This window comes from Streptomyces sp. H39-S7, from assembly GCF_027158205.1.
GTDB lineage: Bacteria > Actinomycetota > Actinomycetes > Streptomycetales > Streptomycetaceae > Actinacidiphila.
Window position 1 is genome coordinate 120,558 of sequence record NZ_JAPVLU010000017.1, and the last position, 18,291, is coordinate 138,848.

Sequence of the window (18,291 nt, forward strand, 5' to 3'; positions counted from 1 at the left end):
GACCCGCCGTTAAGGCGGTCAGCAGCCGAGGAGCCGGCCGCCGAGGTACGCCTGGATCTGGTCCAGCGACACGCGCTCCTGCTTCATGGTGTCGCGCTCGCGCACCGTCACCGCGTTGTCGTCGAGGGTGTCGAAGTCGACGGTGACGCAGAACGGCGTGCCGATCTCGTCCTGACGACGGTAGCGGCGGCCGATGGCGCCCGCGTCGTCGAACTCGATGTTCCAGTTCTTCCGCAGGTCCTCCGCCAGGCCCTTGGCCTTCGGCGACAGCTGCGCGTTGCGGGACAGCGGCAGCACGGCGACCTTGACCGGCGCCAGGCGCGGGTCGAGGCGCATGACCGTGCGCTTCTCCATGACGCCCTTGGCGTTGGGCGCCTCGTCCTCGTTGTACGCGTCGAGCATGAAGGCGAGCATGGCGCGGTTGACGCCCGCCGCCGGCTCGATGACGTACGGGAACCAGCGCTCGCCGGCTTCCTGGTCGAAGAAGGACAGGTCCTGGCCCGAGGCCTCGGAGTGCGCCTTGAGGTCAAAGTCGGTGCGGTTGGCCACGCCTTCGAGCTCGGAGAACTCGTTGCCACCGAAGTTGAAGCGGTACTCGATGTCAGTGGTGCGCTTCGAGTAGTGGGACAGCTTCTCCTTGGCGTGCTCGAACCAGCGCATGTTGTCCGGGTTGAGGCCCAGGCCGGTGTACCAGTTCCAGCGCTGCTCCATCCAGTACTCGTGCCACTGCTCGTCCTCGCCCGGCTTGACGAAGAACTCCATCTCCATCTGCTCGAACTCGCGGGTCCGGAAGATGAAGTTGCCGGGGGTGATCTCGTTGCGGAAGCTCTTGCCGGTCTGGGCGATGCCGAACGGCGGCTTCTTGCGCGAAGTGACCTGCACCTGGGCGAAGTTGGTGAAGATGCCCTGGGCGGTCTCCGGCCGCAGGTACGCGACGGAGCCCGCGTCCTGGGTCGGGCCGAGGTGCGTCTGCAGCATGCCGGAGAACTGCTTGGGCTCGGTGAAGGCGCCCTTGTTGCCGCAGTTCGGGCAGTTGATGTCGGCGAGACCGTTGGCCGGCGGACGGTTGTGCTTGGACTCGTACGCCTCCTCCAGGTGGTCCGCGCGGTAGCGCTTGTGACAGGAGGTGCACTCGGTCAGCGGGTCCGAGAACGTCGCGACGTGGCCGGACGCCTCCCACACCTCGCGCGCCAGGATGACCGACGAGTCGAGTCCGACAACGTCGTCGCGCGAGGTGACCATGGAGCGCCACCACTGGCGCTTGATGTTCTCCTTGAGCTCGACGCCGAGCGGCCCGTAGTCCCAGGCGGCTCGCGAGCCGCCGTAGATCTCACTGCACGGGAAAACGAAGCCTCGGCGCTTGCTCAGGCTGACGATGGTGTCGATCTTGTCGGCGGCCACGATGCTCTCTTCAGTACGACGAAGCGGTCAGTTGCCCCAGGTTACCGGCGGGCACTGCCCCGGTATCAAATCGGTTCCGGCGGAACCCCGGACTTCGAAGGCAATTGACAATCGTTTCCACTTCAGATGAAAATGAGTGTCATGAACAAACGCCACCGTCTGATACCCGCAGCCGTCGCCGGAACCGCCGCCCTGGGCCTTCTCACCCTGAGCGCCTGCTCGGCGTCCGACGCCGCGGACGGTGCGGGCGGCAGCGGGAACCTGAAGGTCACGGCGTCCTTCTACCCCATGGAGTTCCTGGCGAAGGAGATCGGCGGGAAGAACGTGGACGTGACGGCGCTCACCAAGCCGGGCGTCGAGCCGCACGATCTGGAGCTCACCCCGCGGCAGACCGCCGCCCTCGGCAAGGCCGACGTGATCGTCTACCTCAAGGGCCTGCAGCCCGCCGTCGACGAGGCCGTCAAGCAGTCCGGCGTGAAGAACACCGCCGACGCCGCCTCCCTGACGAAGCTGGAAGAGCACGGCACCGAGGTCGACGGCCACGCCCACACCACCGGCGACAACCGCTCCGGCGAGGGCGAGGCCGGCGCCGACCCGCACATCTGGCTCGACCCGGTGAAGTACGCCGAGGTCGCCAAGGGCGTCAACACGGTGCTCGCCAAGGCCGACCCCGACCACGCCGCCGCATACCAGAAGAACACGGACGAACTGGTCAAGAAGCTGGACGGGCTGAACACCGAGTTCACGAACGGTCTCAAGAACCGCGCCTCCGACACGTTCATCACCACCCACGCGGCCTTCGGCTACCTCGCCGAGCGCTACGGCCTGGTCGAGGAGGCCATCGGCGGCATCGACCCCGAGGCCGAGCCCAGCGGCGCCCGCATCAAGGCCCTGCAGCAGCTCTCCGCGAAGCACCACGTCACGACGGTCTTCTTCGAGACGCTCGCCAGCAACGCCACCGCCAAGACCCTGGCCGGCGACCTGAAGCTCAAGACCGACGTACTGGATCCCCTCGAGGGGATCACCGACAAGTCCCAGGGCACCGACTACTTCGCGGTGCAGCGGAGCAACCTCAAGGCCCTGCAGACGGCGCTCGGCAGCAAGTGAGGAATCCATGCAAGAGCAACCAGAGCACGCGGAGCACGCGGTGACGGAGGTAGGCATGCGGCCGGTCCCGGTCATTTCCCTGCGCGGGGCGACGGCCTCGCTCGGATCACGGCCCGTACTGCGCGGGGTGGACCTGACGGTCGGCGGCGGCGAGGTCGTCGCCCTGCTCGGTGCCAACGGCTCCGGCAAGTCGACCGCGGTCCGGGCCGTCGTCGGCCAGGTACCGCTCAGCGAAGGCCGCCTCGAACTGTTCGGCACCCCGCTCAAGCGCTTCCGCGACTGGGCCAGGATCGGCTACGTCCCGCAGCGCACCACCGCCGCGAGCGGTGTGCCGGCGACCGTCCGCGAGGTCGTCTCCGCCGGCCGGCTGGCCCGCAGCCGCCTGCGGCCGCTCGGCCGGGGCGACCGCGCGGCGGTCGACCGGGCGCTGGAGATGGTCGGCATGGCCGACCGCGCCAAGGACTCCGTCGACGCGCTCTCCGGCGGCCAGCACCAGCGGGTGCTCATCGCCCGCGCGCTGGCCGTCCAGCCCGAACTGCTGATCATGGACGAGCCGATGGCGGGGGTCGACGTCGCCAGCCAGGAGATCCTGGCCGGCACCCTGCGCGAGCAGGTCGCGTGCGGCGCCACCGTGCTCCTCGTCCTGCACGAGCTCGGGCCGCTGGAGCCGCTGATCGACCGCGCGGTGGTGCTGCGCGACGGCTGCGTCGTCCACGACGGACCGCCGCCGCGCGCCGTCGGGCAGCACGCGCTGCCCGGCCACGACCATGTGCATCCGCACGCCGCACACAATGCCGAACCGCTCAGGACGGGGCTGCTCAGCTGATGGACATCCTCGACTACGCCTTCATGCAGCGGGCCCTGATCGCGGCCGTCCTGGTCGGCATCACCGCCCCCGCCATCGGCATCTACCTCGTCCAGCGCCGCCAGGCGCTGATGGGCGACGGCATCGGCCACGTCGCGATGACCGGCGTCGGCCTGGGCTTCCTGCTCAACACCAGCCCGATCTGGATGGCCACCGCCGTCGCCGTCGTCGGCTCCGTCGCCATCGAGCTGATCCGCTGGTACGGCAGGACGCACGGCGACATCGCGCTCGCGATGCTCTTCTACGGCGGCATGGCCGGCGGCGTGATGCTGATGAGCATGTCCGACACGGGGTCCAACGCCAACCTCGTCACGTACCTCTTCGGCTCCCTGAACACGGTCTCGCCGGAGGACGTCACGACCATCTGCGTGCTCGCCGCGTTTGTGGTGCTCGTCACAGTCGGGCTGCGGCGGCAGCTCTTCGCGATCTGCCAGGACGAGGAGTTCGCCCGCGTCACCGGGCTGCCGGTCCGGCTGCTGAACCTGCTCGTGGCGGTCACCGCCGCCGTCACCGTCACCGTCGCGATGCGCGTCGTCGGCCTGCTGCTCGTCAGCGCCCTCATGGTCGTCCCGGTCGCCGCGGCCCAGCAGCTGTCCCGCAGCTTCGCGATGACGTTCGCGCTGGCCGTCCTGATCGGGGTCACGGTCTCGCTCTCCGGAGCGGTCACGTCGTTCTACGTGGACGTGCCGTCCGGGCCGACGATCGTTCTGCTGGCCATCGCCATCTTCGTCGTGCTGGCGGTGCTGGCCGGTCCGCTGGCAAGAAAACGGGCCCGCGGTTCCGCCACCGCCGCCGAACGGTGCACCCTGGAGGTACCCGGCGCGCGCGTCCCCCAGGACGACGTTCGGGTGCAGAGCCCGCGGCCTGACACAATGACGACCGACCGGACATCTGGACGGTGACGGTTACGACCGAGAAGGAGGCACCGGTGACGACCGCCAAGCCCCCCGTGCAGGGCCGATCGACCCGGCAGCGCGCTGCCGTCGCCGCCGCGCTCGACGAGGTCGAGGAATTCCGCAGCGCGCAGGACCTGCACGACCTCCTCAAGCACCGCGGCGACTCCGTCGGCCTCACCACCGTCTACCGCACGCTGCAGTCCCTCGCCGACGCCGGCGAGGTCGACGTGCTGCGCACCGACGACGGCGAGTCCGTCTACCGCCGCTGCTCCGACGGCCACCACCACCACCTCGTCTGCCGCATGTGCGGCAAGGCCGTCGAGGTCGAGGGCCCGGCCGTCGAGAAGTGGGCCGAGGCGATCGCCACCGACCACGGCTTCGTCAACGTCGCCCACACCGTAGAAATCTTCGGCACGTGCGCCGAGTGCGCCACCGCGGAAAAGGCCTGACGGCCGCCCCCAGCCCACGCGCCACGGCGCCCACCCGCTGATCGCCTCCCGCGCTCACGCGCGCGGCACGTGGCCATCGAGCAGGGCGCGGAGCCGGTCCAGGTCGGCCGGGGCGGTCGCGGCCCGCTTGGGGAGGATGTTCAGGCAGGTGCCGTTCCTGTCCGGGCTGAGCAGGATGAAGGCGGTGTCGGTCTCCACGTAGCGTCCGAACCGCTGCCAGGACACCGTGCTGCTGCTGGTCTCCGTCGCGACCAGCAGGCCCGACCCGTCCACCGTGGTCCGCACCTCGCCGTTGCGCCGTGCCCCCTTCGCCAGGGTCCGCCCGATGAGCAGGGGCTGCCAGAAGACGACAGCCGCCGGCACGCCGAGGATCCACAGCAGCGGCCAGGGCACCGCATCGCGGCCCGCCGCCCAGAGGACCAGCACCAGTGCGCACGCCCCGGCGCCGAGGAGGACGAATGCCTGGAGGAAGCGGCCTTGCAGGGTCTTGCGCCGCCGGGCGCGCAGCGCCCCCGCGAAGTCGTCGGCGGTGAGGGTGAAGTCGAGGACCACCGGTTCGGGTCCTGCCTCCGTACGGGGCGTCGCTTCCACGTGTCTGCCTGTTCTGATCGTCCCGGCGATCCCCGGAAGCTCCCGGAGTCGCCGGACCGTACCGACCGGACGGGCAGACCGTCAACGTCAGGGCCGCTTGTCGGTCGGGGCCAGGTCGTTGGGGAGGGCGCCTCCGAAGCGGCGGTCCCGCGAGGCGTACTCGTGGCAGGCGCGCCAGAGGTCGCGGCGGTCGAAGTCGGGCCACAGGACGTCCTGGAAGACCATCTCGGCGTAAGCGGTCTGCCAGAGCAGGAAGTTGGAGGTGCGCTGCTCGCCCGAGGGGCGGATGAAGAGGTCCACGTCCGGCATGTCCGGGTAGTACAGGTACTTCGCGAAGGTCTTCTCGTTCACCTTGGAAGGGTCGAGCTTGCCGGCCTTCACGTCCGCGGCCATGGCCGCGGCCGCGTCCGCGACCTCCGCGCGGCCGCCGTAGTTGACGCAGAAGTAGAGCGTCATGGCGTCGTTGTCCTGCGTCTGCTCCTGGGCGACCTGGAGCTCCTGCACGACGGACTTCCACAGCTTGGGCATCCGGCCCACCCAGCGGATGCGGATGCCGAGCTCGTCCATCTCGTCGCGGCGGCGGCGGATGACGTCGCGGTTGAAGTTCATCAGGAAGCGCACCTCGTCGGGCGAGCGCTTCCAGTTCTCGGTGGAGAAGGCGTACAGGGAGAGGTTCTTGACGCCCAGCTCGATGCTGCCCTTGAGGACGTCGAGGACGACGGACTCGCCGACCTTGTGGCCCTCGGTGCGCGGCAGCCCGCGCTCCTTCGCCCAGCGGCCGTTGCCGTCCATGACGATGGCGACGTGCTGCGGCACCAGCTCCCCCGGGATCTTCGGGGGCACCGCACCTGACGGGTGCGGGTCCGGAGTCCGGTACTCCGGTCGGGAACGGCCCAGAATCCCGCGACGTGCCATGCGCGTTGCCTCTCCTACATCTCGTACATCTCGGTACTGCTTCGCTACTTCTCGACGAACTTCAGCGAGCGCAGCCCGCGCTCCAGGTGCCACTGCAGATACGCCGCGACCAGCCCGCTGCCCTCCCGGCAGAAGTGCGGCTCGCACGCGTCCGCCGTCTCCCAGTCCCCGCCCAGCAGCGCGCCGAGGAGTTCCAGGGACTCCCGTGAGGGTACGACGCTTCCCGGCACACGGCACTCGGCGCAGACGACTCCTCCCGCTCCTACCGAAAAGAACCGGTTAGGACCGTCCATCCCGCATTTGGCACAGTTGTCGAAGCTCGGCGCGTAGCCGTTCACCGCCAGTGAGCGCAGCAGGAAGGCGTCCAGGATCAGCCGCGGCTGGTGCTCACCGGACGCCAGGGTGCGCAGCGCGCCGACGAGGAGCAGGTACTGCTGGACGGCCGGCTCGCCCTCGTGGTCGGTGAACCGTTCCGCCGTCTCCAGCATCGCCGTGCCGGCGGTGTAGCGGTCGTAGTCGGCCGCGATGGCGCTACCGTACGGAGCGATCGTCTCACCCTGGGTGCACAGCGGCAGCCCGCGCCCGACCAGTTCCCCGCCGCGTGCGAACAACTGCACGTCGACGTGGCTGAACGGCTCCAGCCGCGCCCCGAACTTCGATTTCGTGCGGCGCACCCCTCGGGCCACCGCCCGCACCCGTCCGTGCCTGCGGGTGAGCAGCGTGATGATCCGGTCCGCTTCACCCAGCTTCTGGGTGCGCAGCACGATGCCGTCGTCGCGGAACAGACTCATACGATCCATTGTCCCGTACGCGAACCGGCCCCTGCCCCCGCCCGGTCCGCATACGCTGCCGCCTATGTCGATCACCGCAACCGTGGCAGTGCTGGCCATCGCCGCCCTGCACGTGTACATCCTGGTCCTGGAGATGTTCCTGTGGACCACGCCGAAGGGCAGGGCCGCCTTCGGCCTGACAGCCGAGTTCGCCACCGAGACCAAGGCGCTGGCCGCGAACCAGGGGCTCTACAACGGGTTCCTCGCGGCCGGCCTGGCGTGGTCCGCGTTCGCCGCCGACCCGGTGGGCTTCCAGACCCGGATCTTCTTCCTCGTCTGCGTCGCCGTGGCCGGCGTGTACGGGGCCGCCACGGCGAGCCGCCGCATCGTCTTCGTCCAGACGGTGCCGGCCCTGGTCGCCCTCGCGCTGGTGCTCATCGCCCACTGAACGACCCGCCGAACAGCCCGCTGAACCGCCGAAGCGGCCTCGGGCGCGCGCACCTGCGTCAGGACGGCGCGCCCGCCGCCTCGGCGAGCAGCCGGACCGTGTCCCCCGCGGGCAGCGACAGGCAGCGGCCGACCGCGACCAGCACCTCCCGCTCGGCGGGCAGGTAGGGCCCGTCGGCGAGGGCGATCCTCGCTCCCTGCAGCAGGATCCGCTCGCGCCCCTGGGGCGCGAGGTGGGCGGAGAGCGGCTCCAGTGCCTCATGGAGCTCGATGGAGAGCCAACTGCCGCAGCCGTCCAGGGCGTCGGCGAAGGAGTCGGGGCCGAGGACGTCGGCGGCGCCGGGGAACCGGCCCGCGTCGGCGACGATCGCCGCCAGCAGGCCGAGGAGCTGGTCCTCGGTGCAGTCGGTGAAGCCCGCGGAGCGCACCGCGCGGACGGCCTCTTCCCGCGCCGGGCGGCCGGTGGCCCCGCCGGCCGTGAGCACGGCGAGCGCGACGGTGTGGACGGCGTCGCGCAGCATCGCCGAGAAGCGGGTCGACGTGAGGTGGTCGAGCGTCTCGGCGCCGAAGTGCCCGTGGCAGCCGCTGCATTCGATGACGGTTCCGGCCGGCCCACGGGTCAGCACGGGAACGTTGAGCACGGTGAGGCGCCGCGTGCCGCTGCGCCGGTGATAGGCGCGGTCGCCCCCGCAGTCGGGGCAGAAGAACTCGCCGTCATCCTCGGTGTGCCATGCGGTGCGCACACCCCAGAAGCACAGCCCTCGCAGCTGAACCACGTTGCACCCTCCGGCGTTTCGTCCCGGTACGCACCGATCCGGCACGCACATGTGCGTAACGCCTCGGCAACGGTGCCGTTACTGCTGCCGTGATGTTAGCCACACCAATGACGCGCAGTCAGTACCGCGTAAGGGGGGATTTCCGGATCGGTCCCGTCCGCACCACGTCTTGGCAGGTCACGGCCGGTGGGCACGAGAAGAGGATTGACGCGATCTCGTGGGTGGCCCGCCCCGGGCGGTCGGGCGGCGCGGGGCCGGGGTTTCCGGGCGTCGGGACGCGTTTCGACGCCCGCGAGGCGCCTCTCCCCTGACGCGCCAACGGCCGCGGCGAGGCCGGTGAAGGCCGCCGCGGCCGTTGCCGCCGTACTCCGTCCGCACCTCGTCCGGCCCGCCGGCGGGCCGTTTCAGCAACGGATGCGGTCACCCGAAGGTGGTCAGCGCGCTGCCCGGTTGACGGCCGAGACGACCGCCTTCAGGGAGGCGCGCGTGGTGTTGGGGTCGATGCCGATGCCCCACAGCACCTTGCCGTCGATCGCGCACTCGATGTACGACGCCGCCTGGGCGCTCGCGCCCTCGCTCAGCGTGTGCTCGGTGTAGTCCAGCAGCCGCGCGTCGATGCCGACCGAGGACAGCGCGTCGAAGAACGCGGAGATCGGGCCGTTGCCGCGGCCGGTGAGCACCGTCGCGGCGCCGTCGACGACGGCTTCCACCGTCAGCGCGTCGCCGCCGTCGGTCGTGGTCTCGGCCTGGGCGGCGCGCAGTTCGATGCGGCCCCAGGCGTTCTCCGTCGTCGGCAGGTACTCGTCGCGGAAGGCGGCCCAGATCTCGGCCGGCGTGATCTCGCCGCCCACGTCGTCGGTCCTGGTCTGGATGATCTTGGAGAACTCGATCTGCATCCGGCGCGGCAGGTCCAGCTTGTGGTCGTTCTTCAGGACGTACGCGATGCCGCCCTTGCCGGACTGCGAGTTGACGCGGATGACGGCCTCGTAGGAGCGGCCGACGTCCTTCGGGTCGATCGGCAGGTACGGGACGGCCCACGGGATCTCGTCGACGGTCTTCCCTGCGGCGGCCGCGTCGGCCTCCATCGCCTCGAAGCCCTTCTTGATGGCGTCCTGGTGGGAGCCGGAGAAGGACGTGTAGACCAGGTCGCCCGCGTACGGGTGGCGCGGGTGGATCTCCATCTGGTTGCAGTACTCGGTGGTGCGGCGGATCTCGTCGATCTGCGAGAAGTCGATCTCCGGGTCGACGCCCTGGCTGAACAGGTTCATGCCCAGGGTGACCAGGTCGACGTTGCCGGTGCGCTCGCCCTGCCCGAACAGGCAGCCCTCGATCCGGTCCGCACCCGCCATGATCGCCAGCTCGGCGGCGGCCACCGCGGTGCCCCGGTCGTTGTGGGGGTGCACGGACAGGCACACGTTCTCGCGCCGCGACAGGTTGCGCGACATCCACTCGAAGCGGTCGGCGTGCGTGCTGGCGGCGGAGCGCTCGACGGTCGCCGGCAGGTTCAGGATGATCTCGCGGCCCGCCTCCGGCTGCCAGACGTCCATGACGCCCTCGCAGACCTCCAGGGCGAAGTCCAGCTCGGTGTCGGTGAAGATCTCCGGGCTGTACTGGTAGCCGAAGACGGTGTCGGAGCCCAGGATCTTGTCCGCGTACTCCATGACCAGCCGCGTGCCGTCCACGGCGATCGCCTTGACCTGCTCCTTCGAGCCGCGGAAGACCACCCTGCGGAAGACCGGCGCGGTCGCGTTGTACAGGTGGACGGTGGCCTGGCGGGCGCCGACCAGCGACTCGACGGTCCGCTCGATCAGCTCCTCGCGGGCCTGCGTCAGGACGGAGATCGTCACGTCCTCGGGGATCGCGCCCTCTTCGATGATGGAGCGCACGAACGCGAAGTCGGTCTCGCCGGACGACGGGAAACCGACCTCGATCTCCTTGTAGCCCATCTTCACCAGCAGATCGAACATCGCCCGCTTGCGCGCCGGGGACATGGGGTCGATCAGGGCCTGGTTGCCGTCCCGCAGGTCCGTGGAGAGCCAGCGCGGCGCCTTGGTGATCCGGGCGTTCGGCCAGGTGCGGTCGGAGATGTCGACGGCGTCGTAGGGCGCGTACTTGTGGATCGGCATCGCGGTGGGGCGCTGGCGCACGCTCGCCGCCGTGATGGGCGTGGGGCGGCCTACGGAATTCGCGGGGTTCTGGGACATCTGCGGTGGGCTCCTCATGGGTCCGGCTCCAGTACGGCCGACGGCGATGCGCACGCCTGAACTCCGCGGGGAGGGGGTCGGCCTACGACTACAGGCCCTCGCCGCGGCAGCTAAGGAGAAGCAGCCCGAAACGCATGATGTGGACGACCATAGCCGAGCCCGCTCGAATACCGCACTCGAAGCGTGCTCCCTCTCAGTATGCAAGACGAGTGGTTCTGTCCAGTAAAACCATGATCTTCCGTCCCTTTTCAGTAATCATCGTCGCAAGCAGTGACAGCGGTGTGGCCGCGTGCCACATTGCCGCCATGGACGCGACACCTACCTTCTGCACGATCATTCCTCCGCACGTCCTCGACAAGATGGCCACATCTGAGGACCGCGCGCTCTCCGATCTCGCTCGGGCAACGCTGGAGCGTGACTCCTTCGAGCGCACCCACCGCCGGCTGACCACGGTCATCGGCGCGCCCTCCATCGCCGGCGCGCTCGCCTCCGACACACCGCAGCGGACGATCTACGACGCCAAGCACGGGACGACCCTGCCCGGCCGCAAGGTCCGCGGCGAGGGCGACAAGGAGAGCAAGGACGAGACCGTCAACCGGGCGCTCAAGGGTCTCGGCGCCACCTTCGAGCTCTACTTCAAGGTGTACCAACGGCATTCGATCGACGACCAGGGGCTGCCCCTGAACGCGACCGTCCACTTCAGCCGGCGGTACAACAACGCCTTCTGGAACGGCGAGCAGATGGTGTTCGGGGACGGGGACGGCGACATCTTCCGCGACTTCACCCTGCCCGTGGACGTCATCGGTCACGAGCTGACCCACGGCGTGACCCAGTACACGGCGAACCTGACGTACTTCGGCCAGCCGGGCGCGCTGAACGAGTCGATGTCCGACGTCTTCGGCTCGCTCGTCAAGCAGTACGCGCTGCAGCAGAGCGCCGACCAGGCCGACTGGCTGATCGGGGCCGGACTGCTCGGCCCGACCATCCACGGCGACGCGCTGCGCTCGATGAAGGCGCCGGGCACGGCCTACGACGACCCGAAGCTGGGCAAGGACCCGCAGCCCGCCACGATGGACCAGTACGTGACGACCGGCCGGGACAACGGCGGCGTGCACATCAACTCCGGCATCCCGAACCACGCCTTCTACCTGGTGGCCGAGGCCCTCGGCGGGTATGCATGGGAGCAGGCCGGACAGATCTGGTACGACGTGCTCACGGGCGGGCAGATCAGCCCGCAGGCGTCGTTCGCCGACTTCGCCCGGCTGACCGTCTCCGCCGCCCACACGCGGTTCGGGGACGGCGAAGCGCACCAGGCCGTCCTGAAGGCGTGGTCGCAGGTCGGCGTCCCAACGTCGACGGGCAATGGCGCGGACCTCCCGCGCCAGGCCGGACAGCCGGAAGGCGCGTCGGGCCAGCAGGGCTGAGGAGCACTGTGCGCATAGAAGTGATCCGTTCCGGCGGCTTCGCCGGAATCGAGCGCCGGGCCGTGCTGGACACCGCCGGCCGGCCCGATGCCGCCCACCTGCACGGGGTGGCCCGTGCGACCGTCGAGCAGGCGGGCGGCGCGCCCAGGCCGGGGGTGCCGGACGGTTTCCACTACGAGATCACCGTCGACGGCCACACCGTCCACTGCGCGGACCCGCACCTGACCGACGCGCAGCGCGACCTGATCCAGGCGGTGCTCAAGGAAGGCGCGTGACGGGTGGCCCCGAACGCCGGACGGCGTCCGGGGCCACCGGTCAGAAACCGAGCTTGCGGAGCTGCTTGGGGTCGCGCTGCCAGTCCTTGGCGATCTTCACGTGCAGGTCCAGGAAGACCGGCGTGCCGAGCAGTGCCTCGATGTGCTTGCGCGACTTGGTGCCGACGTCCTTGAGGCGGGCGCCCTTGGGGCCGATGATGATGCCCTTCTGGCTCGACCGCTCGATGTAAATGTTCGCGTGGATGTCGAGCAGCGGCTTGTCCTTCGGCCGGTCCTCGCGCGGGATCATCTCCTCGACGACGACCGCGATGGAGTGCGGCAGCTCGTCCCGTACGCCTTCGAGCGCGGCCTCGCGGATCAGTTCCGCCACCATGATCTGCTCGGGCTCGTCGGTGAGGTCGCCGTCCGCGTAGAGCTGCGGGCCCTCCGGGAGCAGCGGGACGATCAGGTCGGCGAGCAGACCGACCTGGACGTCACCGACCGCCGAGACGGGGATGATCTCCGCCCACTCGATGCCCAGCTCACGGCCGAGCTCCGCGATCGCGAGCAGCTGCTCGCGCAGCACCTTGTCGTCGACCAGGTCCGTCTTGGTGACGATCGCGATCTTGGGGGTCTTGCGGACCCCCGCGAGCTCCTTGGCGATGTACTTGTCACCGGGGCCGAGCTTCTGGTCGGCCGGCACGCAGAAGCCGATCACGTCGACCTCGGCCCAGGTCGAGCGGACCACGTCGTTGAGCCGCTCGCCCAGCAGCGTGCGCGGCTTGTGCAGACCAGGGGTGTCGACGAGGATCAACTGCGCGTCAGGGCGGTGCACGATGCCGCGCACCGTGTGCCGGGTGGTCTGCGGCCGGCTTGAGGTGATGGCGACCTTGATGCCGACGAGAGCGTTCGTGAGGGTCGACTTGCCCGCGTTGGGACGGCCGACGAAGCATGCGAAGCCGGACCGGTGGACGGCCTCGGAGGACTGGGGACTGGCGCTCATGCGGCCCATTCTCCCCGATCGCGGCGGGCCCGGCTCCCACCGGCACCCGGGAAGCCGGGCGGCGGCCGGATGGGCGGCCGGTACGAGACCGGGTGGGCGGCCGGTGCGGGGCCGGTGGGCGGCCGGACGCAGGGCCGGGCGCTGGTTCGGTGTGAGTCGCCCGAAACTCCTCCGCAACACGAAACACGGCGGAAACACGTCTGCCCACTTCCCGAAACGGCCGGCAGTGAGGCTCGTGTGCGAACCACTGCCGCGCACCACCCCCCGCCGCCCCGGGAAGGGAACTCCTCGTGCCGTACCTGTCGGCCGGACTCGACTCCGGAGACACCGCCTGGCTCCTCGCCGCCACCGCGCTCGTCCTGCTGATGACGCCGGGCCTGGCGCTCTTCTACGGCGGCATGGTCCGCACCAAGAGTGTCCTCAACATGCTCATGATGAGCTTCGTGTCGATCGCGCTGGTGACCGTGGTCTGGCTGGTCGCGGGCTATTCGCTCGCCTTCGGCCCGGACGCCGGCGGCCTCGGCCTGATCGGCGGCCTGGACCACCTCGGCATGCACGGCATCGATCCGACGAGCGTCACCGGCCACGTCCCGACGCTGCTCTTCGCCACGTTCCAGCTGACCTTCGCCGTCGTCACCGCCGCACTGATCAGCGGCGCCATCGCCGACCGCGCGAAATTCGGCGCCTGGGTGGCGTTCGTTCTCGTCTGGACGCTTCTCGTATACGTCCCGGTGGCCCACTGGGTCTTCGGCACGGGCGGATGGATCGTGTCGAAGCTGGGCGCACTGGACTTCGCGGGCGGCACCGTCGTCGAGATCTGCTCCGGCGCCTCCGGACTCGCCCTGGCGCTGGTCCTCGGCCCGCGGCTCGGCTTCCGCAAGGAGGCCATGCGCCCGCACAACCTCCCCCTGGTGGTGCTCGGCGCGGGGCTGCTCTGGTTCGGCTGGTTCGGCTTCAACGCGGGCTCGGCGCTCGGCGCCAACGGCCTGGCCGCCGCCGCGTTCCTCAACACCCAGGTCGCGGGGTGCACGGGCCTGCTCGGCTGGCTGATCGTGGAGAAGCGCCGCGACGGCCACGCCACGACGCTGGGCGCCGCGTCCGGCGCGGTGGCCGGCCTGGTCGCGATCACCCCGGCCTGCGGCTCGGTGGACCTGATGGGGGCACTGGTGGTCGGCCTGGCCGCCGGGGTGCTCTGCTCGTTCGCCGTCAGCTGGAAGTTCCGGCTCGGCTACGACGACTCCCTCGACGTGGTCGGCGTGCACCTCATCGGCGGCATCACCGGGACCCTGCTCATCGGCTTCCTCGCGACCGCCACCATGACCGGCGGCGCCGAGGGCCTGTTCTACGGCGGCGGCCTCGGCCAGCTCGGCAAGCAGGCCGTCGCGGTGGTGGCCGTCGGGGCGTACGCGTTCACCGCCACGTACGGGATCGCGAAGGTCATCGACCGGCTGATGGGCTTCCGGGTCTCCGCCGAGGACGAACTCACCGGCCTCGACCTCACCGTGCACGCGGAGTCGGCATACGATCACGGCGTCGTCTCACAGGGCGCACCGCACGTGCACGCCTCGGCTCTCGCCCAGGCCCTCGCCCACGCCAAGAACAGGAGCTCCGCCGAATGAAACTGGTCACCGGCGTCATCAAGCCGTTCAAGCTGGACGAGGTGAAGGCTGCGCTCCTGGAGCTCGGCGTCCACGGCCTCACCGTCACCGAGGCCAGCGGCTACGGGCGCCAGCGCGGCCACACCGAGGTCTACCGGGGCGCCGAGTACCGCGTCGACCTCGTACCGAAGGTGCGGATCGAGATCCTGGTGGAGGACGCCGACGCCGAGGTCGTCATCGAGGCCGTCGTCAACGCCGCCCGCACCGGCAAGATCGGCGACGGCAAGGTCTGGTCGGTCCCCGTCGAGACCGCCGTTCGGGTCCGCACCGGCGAGCGCGGACCCGACGCGCTCTGATCCCTCGCTCCGAGGGTGCCGTCAGCCCGCCTGGACGGTGACGCGCAGCGTCCCGTCCGGGCCAGCGAGGTGCACCGGGGTCTGCGGCCCGCCGAGGTCCCGGACCGCGGCCCGGTCGGCGGCGGCCGGCGTCTCGGCGGCCGTGACGACGGCCGCCGCCTCCAGCGACTGCGCCCCGCTGGCGACCGCCATGGCGACGGCGGTCTGCAGCGCGCTGAGCTTCAGCGAGTCCAGCGCGACGGTACCGGCGACGTAGGTACGGCCGGTCTCGTCCCGCACGGCGGCCCCCTCGGCCACGCCGTTCCGCGCACGCGCGGACCGCGCCAGGGTGATGATCTTCAAGTCCTCGGGCCCCAGCGGGGTCGCATCGCTCATACCGCCGAGCATAGAGCCGCCTGCGCCGGCGGCGTTCCCGTGGATCAGCCCGCGACCGGACGCATGGTGTCCCGGCGCCCCTGCGGGGACGTCAGCCGCTCCAGCTTCGCCACGGTGTCGGTGTCCGGGAGCGGGTTGTGCAGGACGATCGTCAGGTCCGGGCGGGCCGGAATCCGCAGGTGGGTGCTCTCGAAGTGCAGCGACCCGACCGTCGGATGCACGATCTCCTTCTGCGTCTGCCCGCTGGCCTCGGCATCCCCGCGCGCCCACAGCCCCGCGAACTCCGGGCAGCCCGCGGCCAGTTCCTCGACCACCGCGCGGAACCCCTCGTCGTCGGGGCGCTCGGAGGCCGTCGCCCGGTACTGGGCGACGACGGTCGCGGCCAGCTCCGCGCGGTTGTTGGTGCGGCTGCGGTACAGCGGACTGGTGAAGAAGGCGACGAGGCAGTTGGTGTCGTCCTTCGTGTAGCCGAAGGTCAGCCCGGCCGCGTCGTTGTAGGCGACGAGGTTCCAGTACGCGTCCATCACATGGGCGGGGAACGGCATCCAGGCGTCGATCAGCCGGTGCAGGCCCTCGCAGAAATCGGTGTCGACGGCCTCCGGCAGCGGCGGGTTCAGCCCGGCCAGCCCGTACAGGTGCCGCCGCTCGGCGGCGTTCAGCTTCAGCACCCGCGCCACCGCGTCCAGCACCTGCGGCGAGACGGTGATCTCGCGCCCCTGCTCCAGCCACTGGTACCAGGACACCCCGACCCCGGCGAGGACCGCGACCTCCTCGCGGCGCAGCCCCGGGGTACGGCGGCGGGCGCCGCCGTCCGGCAGTCCGGCCTCGGCGGGGCTGATCCGGGCCCGGCGGGCCATCAGGAAGTCGCGCAGCTCCTGACGGCGGTACGACTTGGCGGACGGTACCGGTCCGGCCGTGTTCTCCACTCCCGCTCCCCCTGGCTGGTGGTCCGGCCACCAGCATAAGCACGGGCTCCCCACGTCATGGAGATCAGCCCGAGGGTTGGGACATGGCGACAGAGACCCTTCCCGTAACTGCCCCGGAGCCGTCCAAGGCTCCGGGCTCCGACAGACTCACCCTCCGCGCGAAGCTGGTGCTGTTCGTGCTGTGCGCGGCCCAGTTCATGGTCGCGCTCGACTTCTCCATCCTGAACGTCTCCCTGCCGGTGCTCGGCAAGGACCTGGGCATGACGCAGGCCAACCTGCAGTGGGCCGTCACCGCGTTCGCCCTGCCGTCCGGCGGCTTCCTGCTGCTCTTCGGGCGGATCGCGGATCTGGTCGGACGCCGAAAGCTCTTCCTGACCGGGCTGGCCGTCTTCACCGCCGCCTCGGTCCTGGCGACCCTGGCCTGGGACCCGGCCTCCTTCCTGGCCGCCCGCGCCATCCAGGGCCTGGGCGCGGCCGTCATCGTGCCGACCGGCATGTCCCTGCTCACCACCACGTTCCCCGAGGGCCCGCAGCGCGACCGGGCGCTCGGCATCAGCGGCACCCTGCTGTCGCTGGGCTTCACCATCGGCGTCGTCCTGGGCGGCGTCTTCACCGACAACTTCGGCTGGCGCTCCACCATGGGCATCCTCGCCGTGGCCGGCGTCATCGTCCTGGCCGCGGCTCCCGGCCTGCTGACCGAGTCACGGCACCCCCAGCGCCCCCGCATCGACGTCCCCGGGGCGGTCACCGTCACCGGCGGCCTGCTGGCCCTGATCTACGCGCTGACCACGGCCGCCCAGCAGGGCTTCGGACGAGCCGACGTCATCGCGACGCTGACCGCCGGGATCGCGCTGCTCGTCGGCTTCGTCGCCGTCGAGTCCCGAGCCGCCGAACCACTGGTCTCGCTGCAGATGCTGCGCCGCCGCACGGTGGCGTGGGGCAACCTCGCGGGAATCACCACCTTCGCGATGATGAGCACCGTCGTGTTCCTGCTGACCCTCTACCTCCAGGAGATCCGCGGCCTGTCGGCGTTCCGCACCGGCCTGGTCTTCGGTGTCCAGGGAGTCGCCGCCGCGCTCACCGGCATGACGGCGTCCCGCGTGATCGGCCGCTTCGGCACCCGCACCGTCCTGATCGGCGGCCTGCTCCTGCAGTCCGCGCTGACCGCCACGCTGCTCCTCCTCGGCACCGGCCCGTCCGGCACCTGGATCGCCCTGGCCGCCGTCACCATCGCCTGCGTCGGACACCTGTGGGTGATCGTCTCCTACGGCATCACCGCCACCTCCGGGCTCCCCGACCACGAACAGGGCCTGGCCACCGGCCTGGTCACCAGCTCCCAGCAGCTCGGCCTCACCATCGGCATCCCCCTCCTGAGCGCCCTGGCCTCCAGCCGCACCCGCCTCCTCGACGGCATCCACCTCGCCCTGGCGGCGGACGCCGCGATCCTGCTGGCGGTGGCGGCCCTGGTGACGGTGGGCCTGCGGCGGGCGTCGGCGGGGAGCAGATGACGACGCCGTGACGTCCCCGGCGTTTGCCGGGCCGGGGGCACGGTGGTGGGACGGTGGCGGCGCGGTGGGGGCCGGCGTTCGACCAGTGCGCAGTGGTTCTTCTGCGGCGCTGCGCACCTTGACCGCGGGGAGGGAGAGGCCCCGGCGCTGCGCGCCCGGCAGGGGAACCGGTCCGCTGCGCGGCCGGGGCCTCCGAGAGCGCAGCGAACCGATTCGCTGCGCTCCCCGCCCGGCCGGGGCGGGCGGGGGTGCGTGCGTGCGGGACCGGCGTTTGGTCCCACCTTCCTCGCCCAGATGTGAGACGGGTGTGACGGGGGATATCTCATGGGGCCCCAGGGGCGCCCTTCCGGCCGATGTGGATCACTAAGGACGGCTAAAACTCCACATGGCGAGACTCCGGCCGCAGCAGCTGATCCTTTGGCGGCC

19 protein-coding genes are annotated in these 18,291 nt (G+C 70.5%); 10 read left to right on the forward strand and 9 right to left on the reverse strand.

The window, feature by feature from the left end:
• Positions 1-18: 18 nt before the first annotated feature.
• The gene (locus O3X23_RS18500) at positions 19-1,401 is read right to left on the reverse strand and encodes a glycine--tRNA ligase (protein WP_269272515.1); all 1,383 of its coding nucleotides are present in this window, start codon (positions 1,399-1,401) and stop codon (positions 19-21) included.
• Between the two features lie 141 nt (positions 1,402-1,542).
• On the opposite strand from O3X23_RS18500, the gene O3X23_RS18505 reads away from it, so the two are divergent.
• From O3X23_RS18505 to O3X23_RS18520, 4 genes are read left to right on the forward strand one after another with little or no spacing between them, the layout of a single operon-like run.
• A complete protein-coding gene (locus O3X23_RS18505) occupies positions 1,543-2,508 on the forward strand; it encodes a metal ABC transporter substrate-binding protein (protein ID WP_269272516.1) in 966 nt (321 codons plus the stop codon).
• 55 nt (positions 2,509-2,563) lie between these two features.
• A complete protein-coding gene (locus tag O3X23_RS18510; protein ID WP_269272579.1) occupies positions 2,564-3,334 on the forward strand; it encodes a metal ABC transporter ATP-binding protein in 771 nt (256 codons plus the stop codon).
• On the forward strand, positions 3,334-4,275 hold the full coding sequence (locus tag O3X23_RS18515; RefSeq protein WP_269272517.1) for a metal ABC transporter permease: 942 nt from the start codon (positions 3,334-3,336) through the stop codon (positions 4,273-4,275). Before O3X23_RS18510 ends, O3X23_RS18515 begins: the two co-directional genes overlap by 1 nt.
• 26 nt (positions 4,276-4,301) lie before the next feature.
• Complete coding sequence (locus O3X23_RS18520; protein ID WP_269272518.1) at positions 4,302-4,718, forward strand: Fur family transcriptional regulator; 417 nt, start codon at positions 4,302-4,304, stop codon at positions 4,716-4,718.
• A gap of 54 nt (positions 4,719-4,772) precedes the next feature.
• Here the strand turns inward: O3X23_RS18520 and O3X23_RS18525 are convergent, their stop codons facing one another.
• From O3X23_RS18525 to recO, 3 genes are all read right to left on the reverse strand, one after another.
• Positions 4,773-5,309 carry a YcxB family protein gene (locus O3X23_RS18525; RefSeq protein WP_269272519.1) on the reverse strand — a complete coding sequence of 179 codons (537 nt, stop codon included), beginning with the start codon at positions 5,307-5,309 and terminating at the stop codon, positions 4,773-4,775.
• Between the two features lie 87 nt (positions 5,310-5,396).
• Entirely contained in the window at positions 5,397-6,224 is an 828-nt protein-coding gene (locus O3X23_RS18530) for an isoprenyl transferase (protein ID WP_269272520.1), read from the reverse strand.
• A gap of 44 nt (positions 6,225-6,268) precedes the next feature.
• On the reverse strand, positions 6,269-7,015 hold the full coding sequence (gene recO / locus O3X23_RS18535) for a DNA repair protein RecO (protein ID WP_269272521.1): 747 nt from the start codon (positions 7,013-7,015) through the stop codon (positions 6,269-6,271).
• A gap of 64 nt (positions 7,016-7,079) precedes the next feature.
• Here recO and O3X23_RS18540 point away from each other — a divergent pair, with 64 nt between their 5' ends.
• Complete coding sequence (locus tag O3X23_RS18540; RefSeq protein ID WP_269272522.1) at positions 7,080-7,442, forward strand: DUF1304 domain-containing protein; 363 nt, start codon at positions 7,080-7,082, stop codon at positions 7,440-7,442.
• A gap of 58 nt (positions 7,443-7,500) precedes the next feature.
• On the opposite strand, the gene O3X23_RS18545 is transcribed toward O3X23_RS18540, so the two are convergent.
• Together O3X23_RS18545 and leuA are read right to left on the reverse strand one after the other, a co-directional pair.
• A complete protein-coding gene (locus O3X23_RS18545) occupies positions 7,501-8,268 on the reverse strand; it encodes a TerB family tellurite resistance protein (RefSeq protein WP_443047883.1) in 768 nt (255 codons plus the stop codon).
• A 383-nt stretch (positions 8,269-8,651) separates the two neighbouring features.
• Positions 8,652-10,421 carry a 2-isopropylmalate synthase gene (gene leuA, locus O3X23_RS18550; RefSeq protein ID WP_443047884.1) on the reverse strand — a complete coding sequence of 590 codons (1,770 nt, stop codon included), beginning with the start codon at positions 10,419-10,421 and terminating at the stop codon, positions 8,652-8,654.
• Positions 10,422-10,726: 305 nt separating this feature from the next.
• Between leuA and O3X23_RS18555 the strand changes: the two genes are divergently transcribed.
• Positions 10,727-11,845, forward strand: a complete 1,119-nt coding sequence (locus O3X23_RS18555) for a M4 family metallopeptidase (RefSeq protein WP_269272525.1) — start codon at positions 10,727-10,729, stop codon at positions 11,843-11,845.
• A gap of 8 nt (positions 11,846-11,853) precedes the next feature.
• Entirely contained in the window at positions 11,854-12,120 is a 267-nt protein-coding gene (locus O3X23_RS18560) for a protealysin inhibitor emfourin (RefSeq protein WP_269272526.1), read from the forward strand.
• 40 nt (positions 12,121-12,160) lie between these two features.
• On the opposite strand, the gene era is transcribed toward O3X23_RS18560, so the two are convergent.
• Positions 12,161-13,111 (reverse strand): GTPase Era, encoded by a 951-nt coding sequence (gene era / locus O3X23_RS18565; RefSeq protein ID WP_269272527.1) that lies wholly within the window; start codon positions 13,109-13,111, stop codon positions 12,161-12,163.
• A gap of 281 nt (positions 13,112-13,392) precedes the next feature.
• On the opposite strand from era, the gene O3X23_RS18570 reads away from it, so the two are divergent.
• Both O3X23_RS18570 and O3X23_RS18575 read left to right on the forward strand, forming a co-directional pair.
• Complete coding sequence (locus tag O3X23_RS18570) at positions 13,393-14,721, forward strand: ammonium transporter (RefSeq protein ID WP_269272528.1); 1,329 nt, start codon at positions 13,393-13,395, stop codon at positions 14,719-14,721.
• On the forward strand, positions 14,718-15,056 hold the full coding sequence (locus tag O3X23_RS18575) for a P-II family nitrogen regulator (RefSeq protein WP_269272529.1): 339 nt from the start codon (positions 14,718-14,720) through the stop codon (positions 15,054-15,056). Before O3X23_RS18570 ends, O3X23_RS18575 begins: the two co-directional genes overlap by 4 nt.
• A gap of 21 nt (positions 15,057-15,077) precedes the next feature.
• Here the strand turns inward: O3X23_RS18575 and O3X23_RS18580 are convergent, their stop codons facing one another.
• Complete coding sequence (locus tag O3X23_RS18580; RefSeq protein ID WP_269272530.1) at positions 15,078-15,431, reverse strand: cytidine deaminase; 354 nt, start codon at positions 15,429-15,431, stop codon at positions 15,078-15,080.
• 44 nt (positions 15,432-15,475) lie between these two features.
• Positions 15,476-16,288 carry a helix-turn-helix transcriptional regulator gene (locus O3X23_RS18585; protein ID WP_269272580.1) on the reverse strand — a complete coding sequence of 271 codons (813 nt, stop codon included), beginning with the start codon at positions 16,286-16,288 and terminating at the stop codon, positions 15,476-15,478.
• A 152-nt stretch (positions 16,289-16,440) separates the two neighbouring features.
• Between O3X23_RS18585 and O3X23_RS18590 the strand changes: the two genes are divergently transcribed.
• Positions 16,441-17,865 carry an MFS transporter gene (locus tag O3X23_RS18590; protein WP_269272531.1) on the forward strand — a complete coding sequence of 475 codons (1,425 nt, stop codon included), beginning with the start codon at positions 16,441-16,443 and terminating at the stop codon, positions 17,863-17,865.
• The last annotated feature ends 426 nt before the right edge of the window (positions 17,866-18,291 follow it).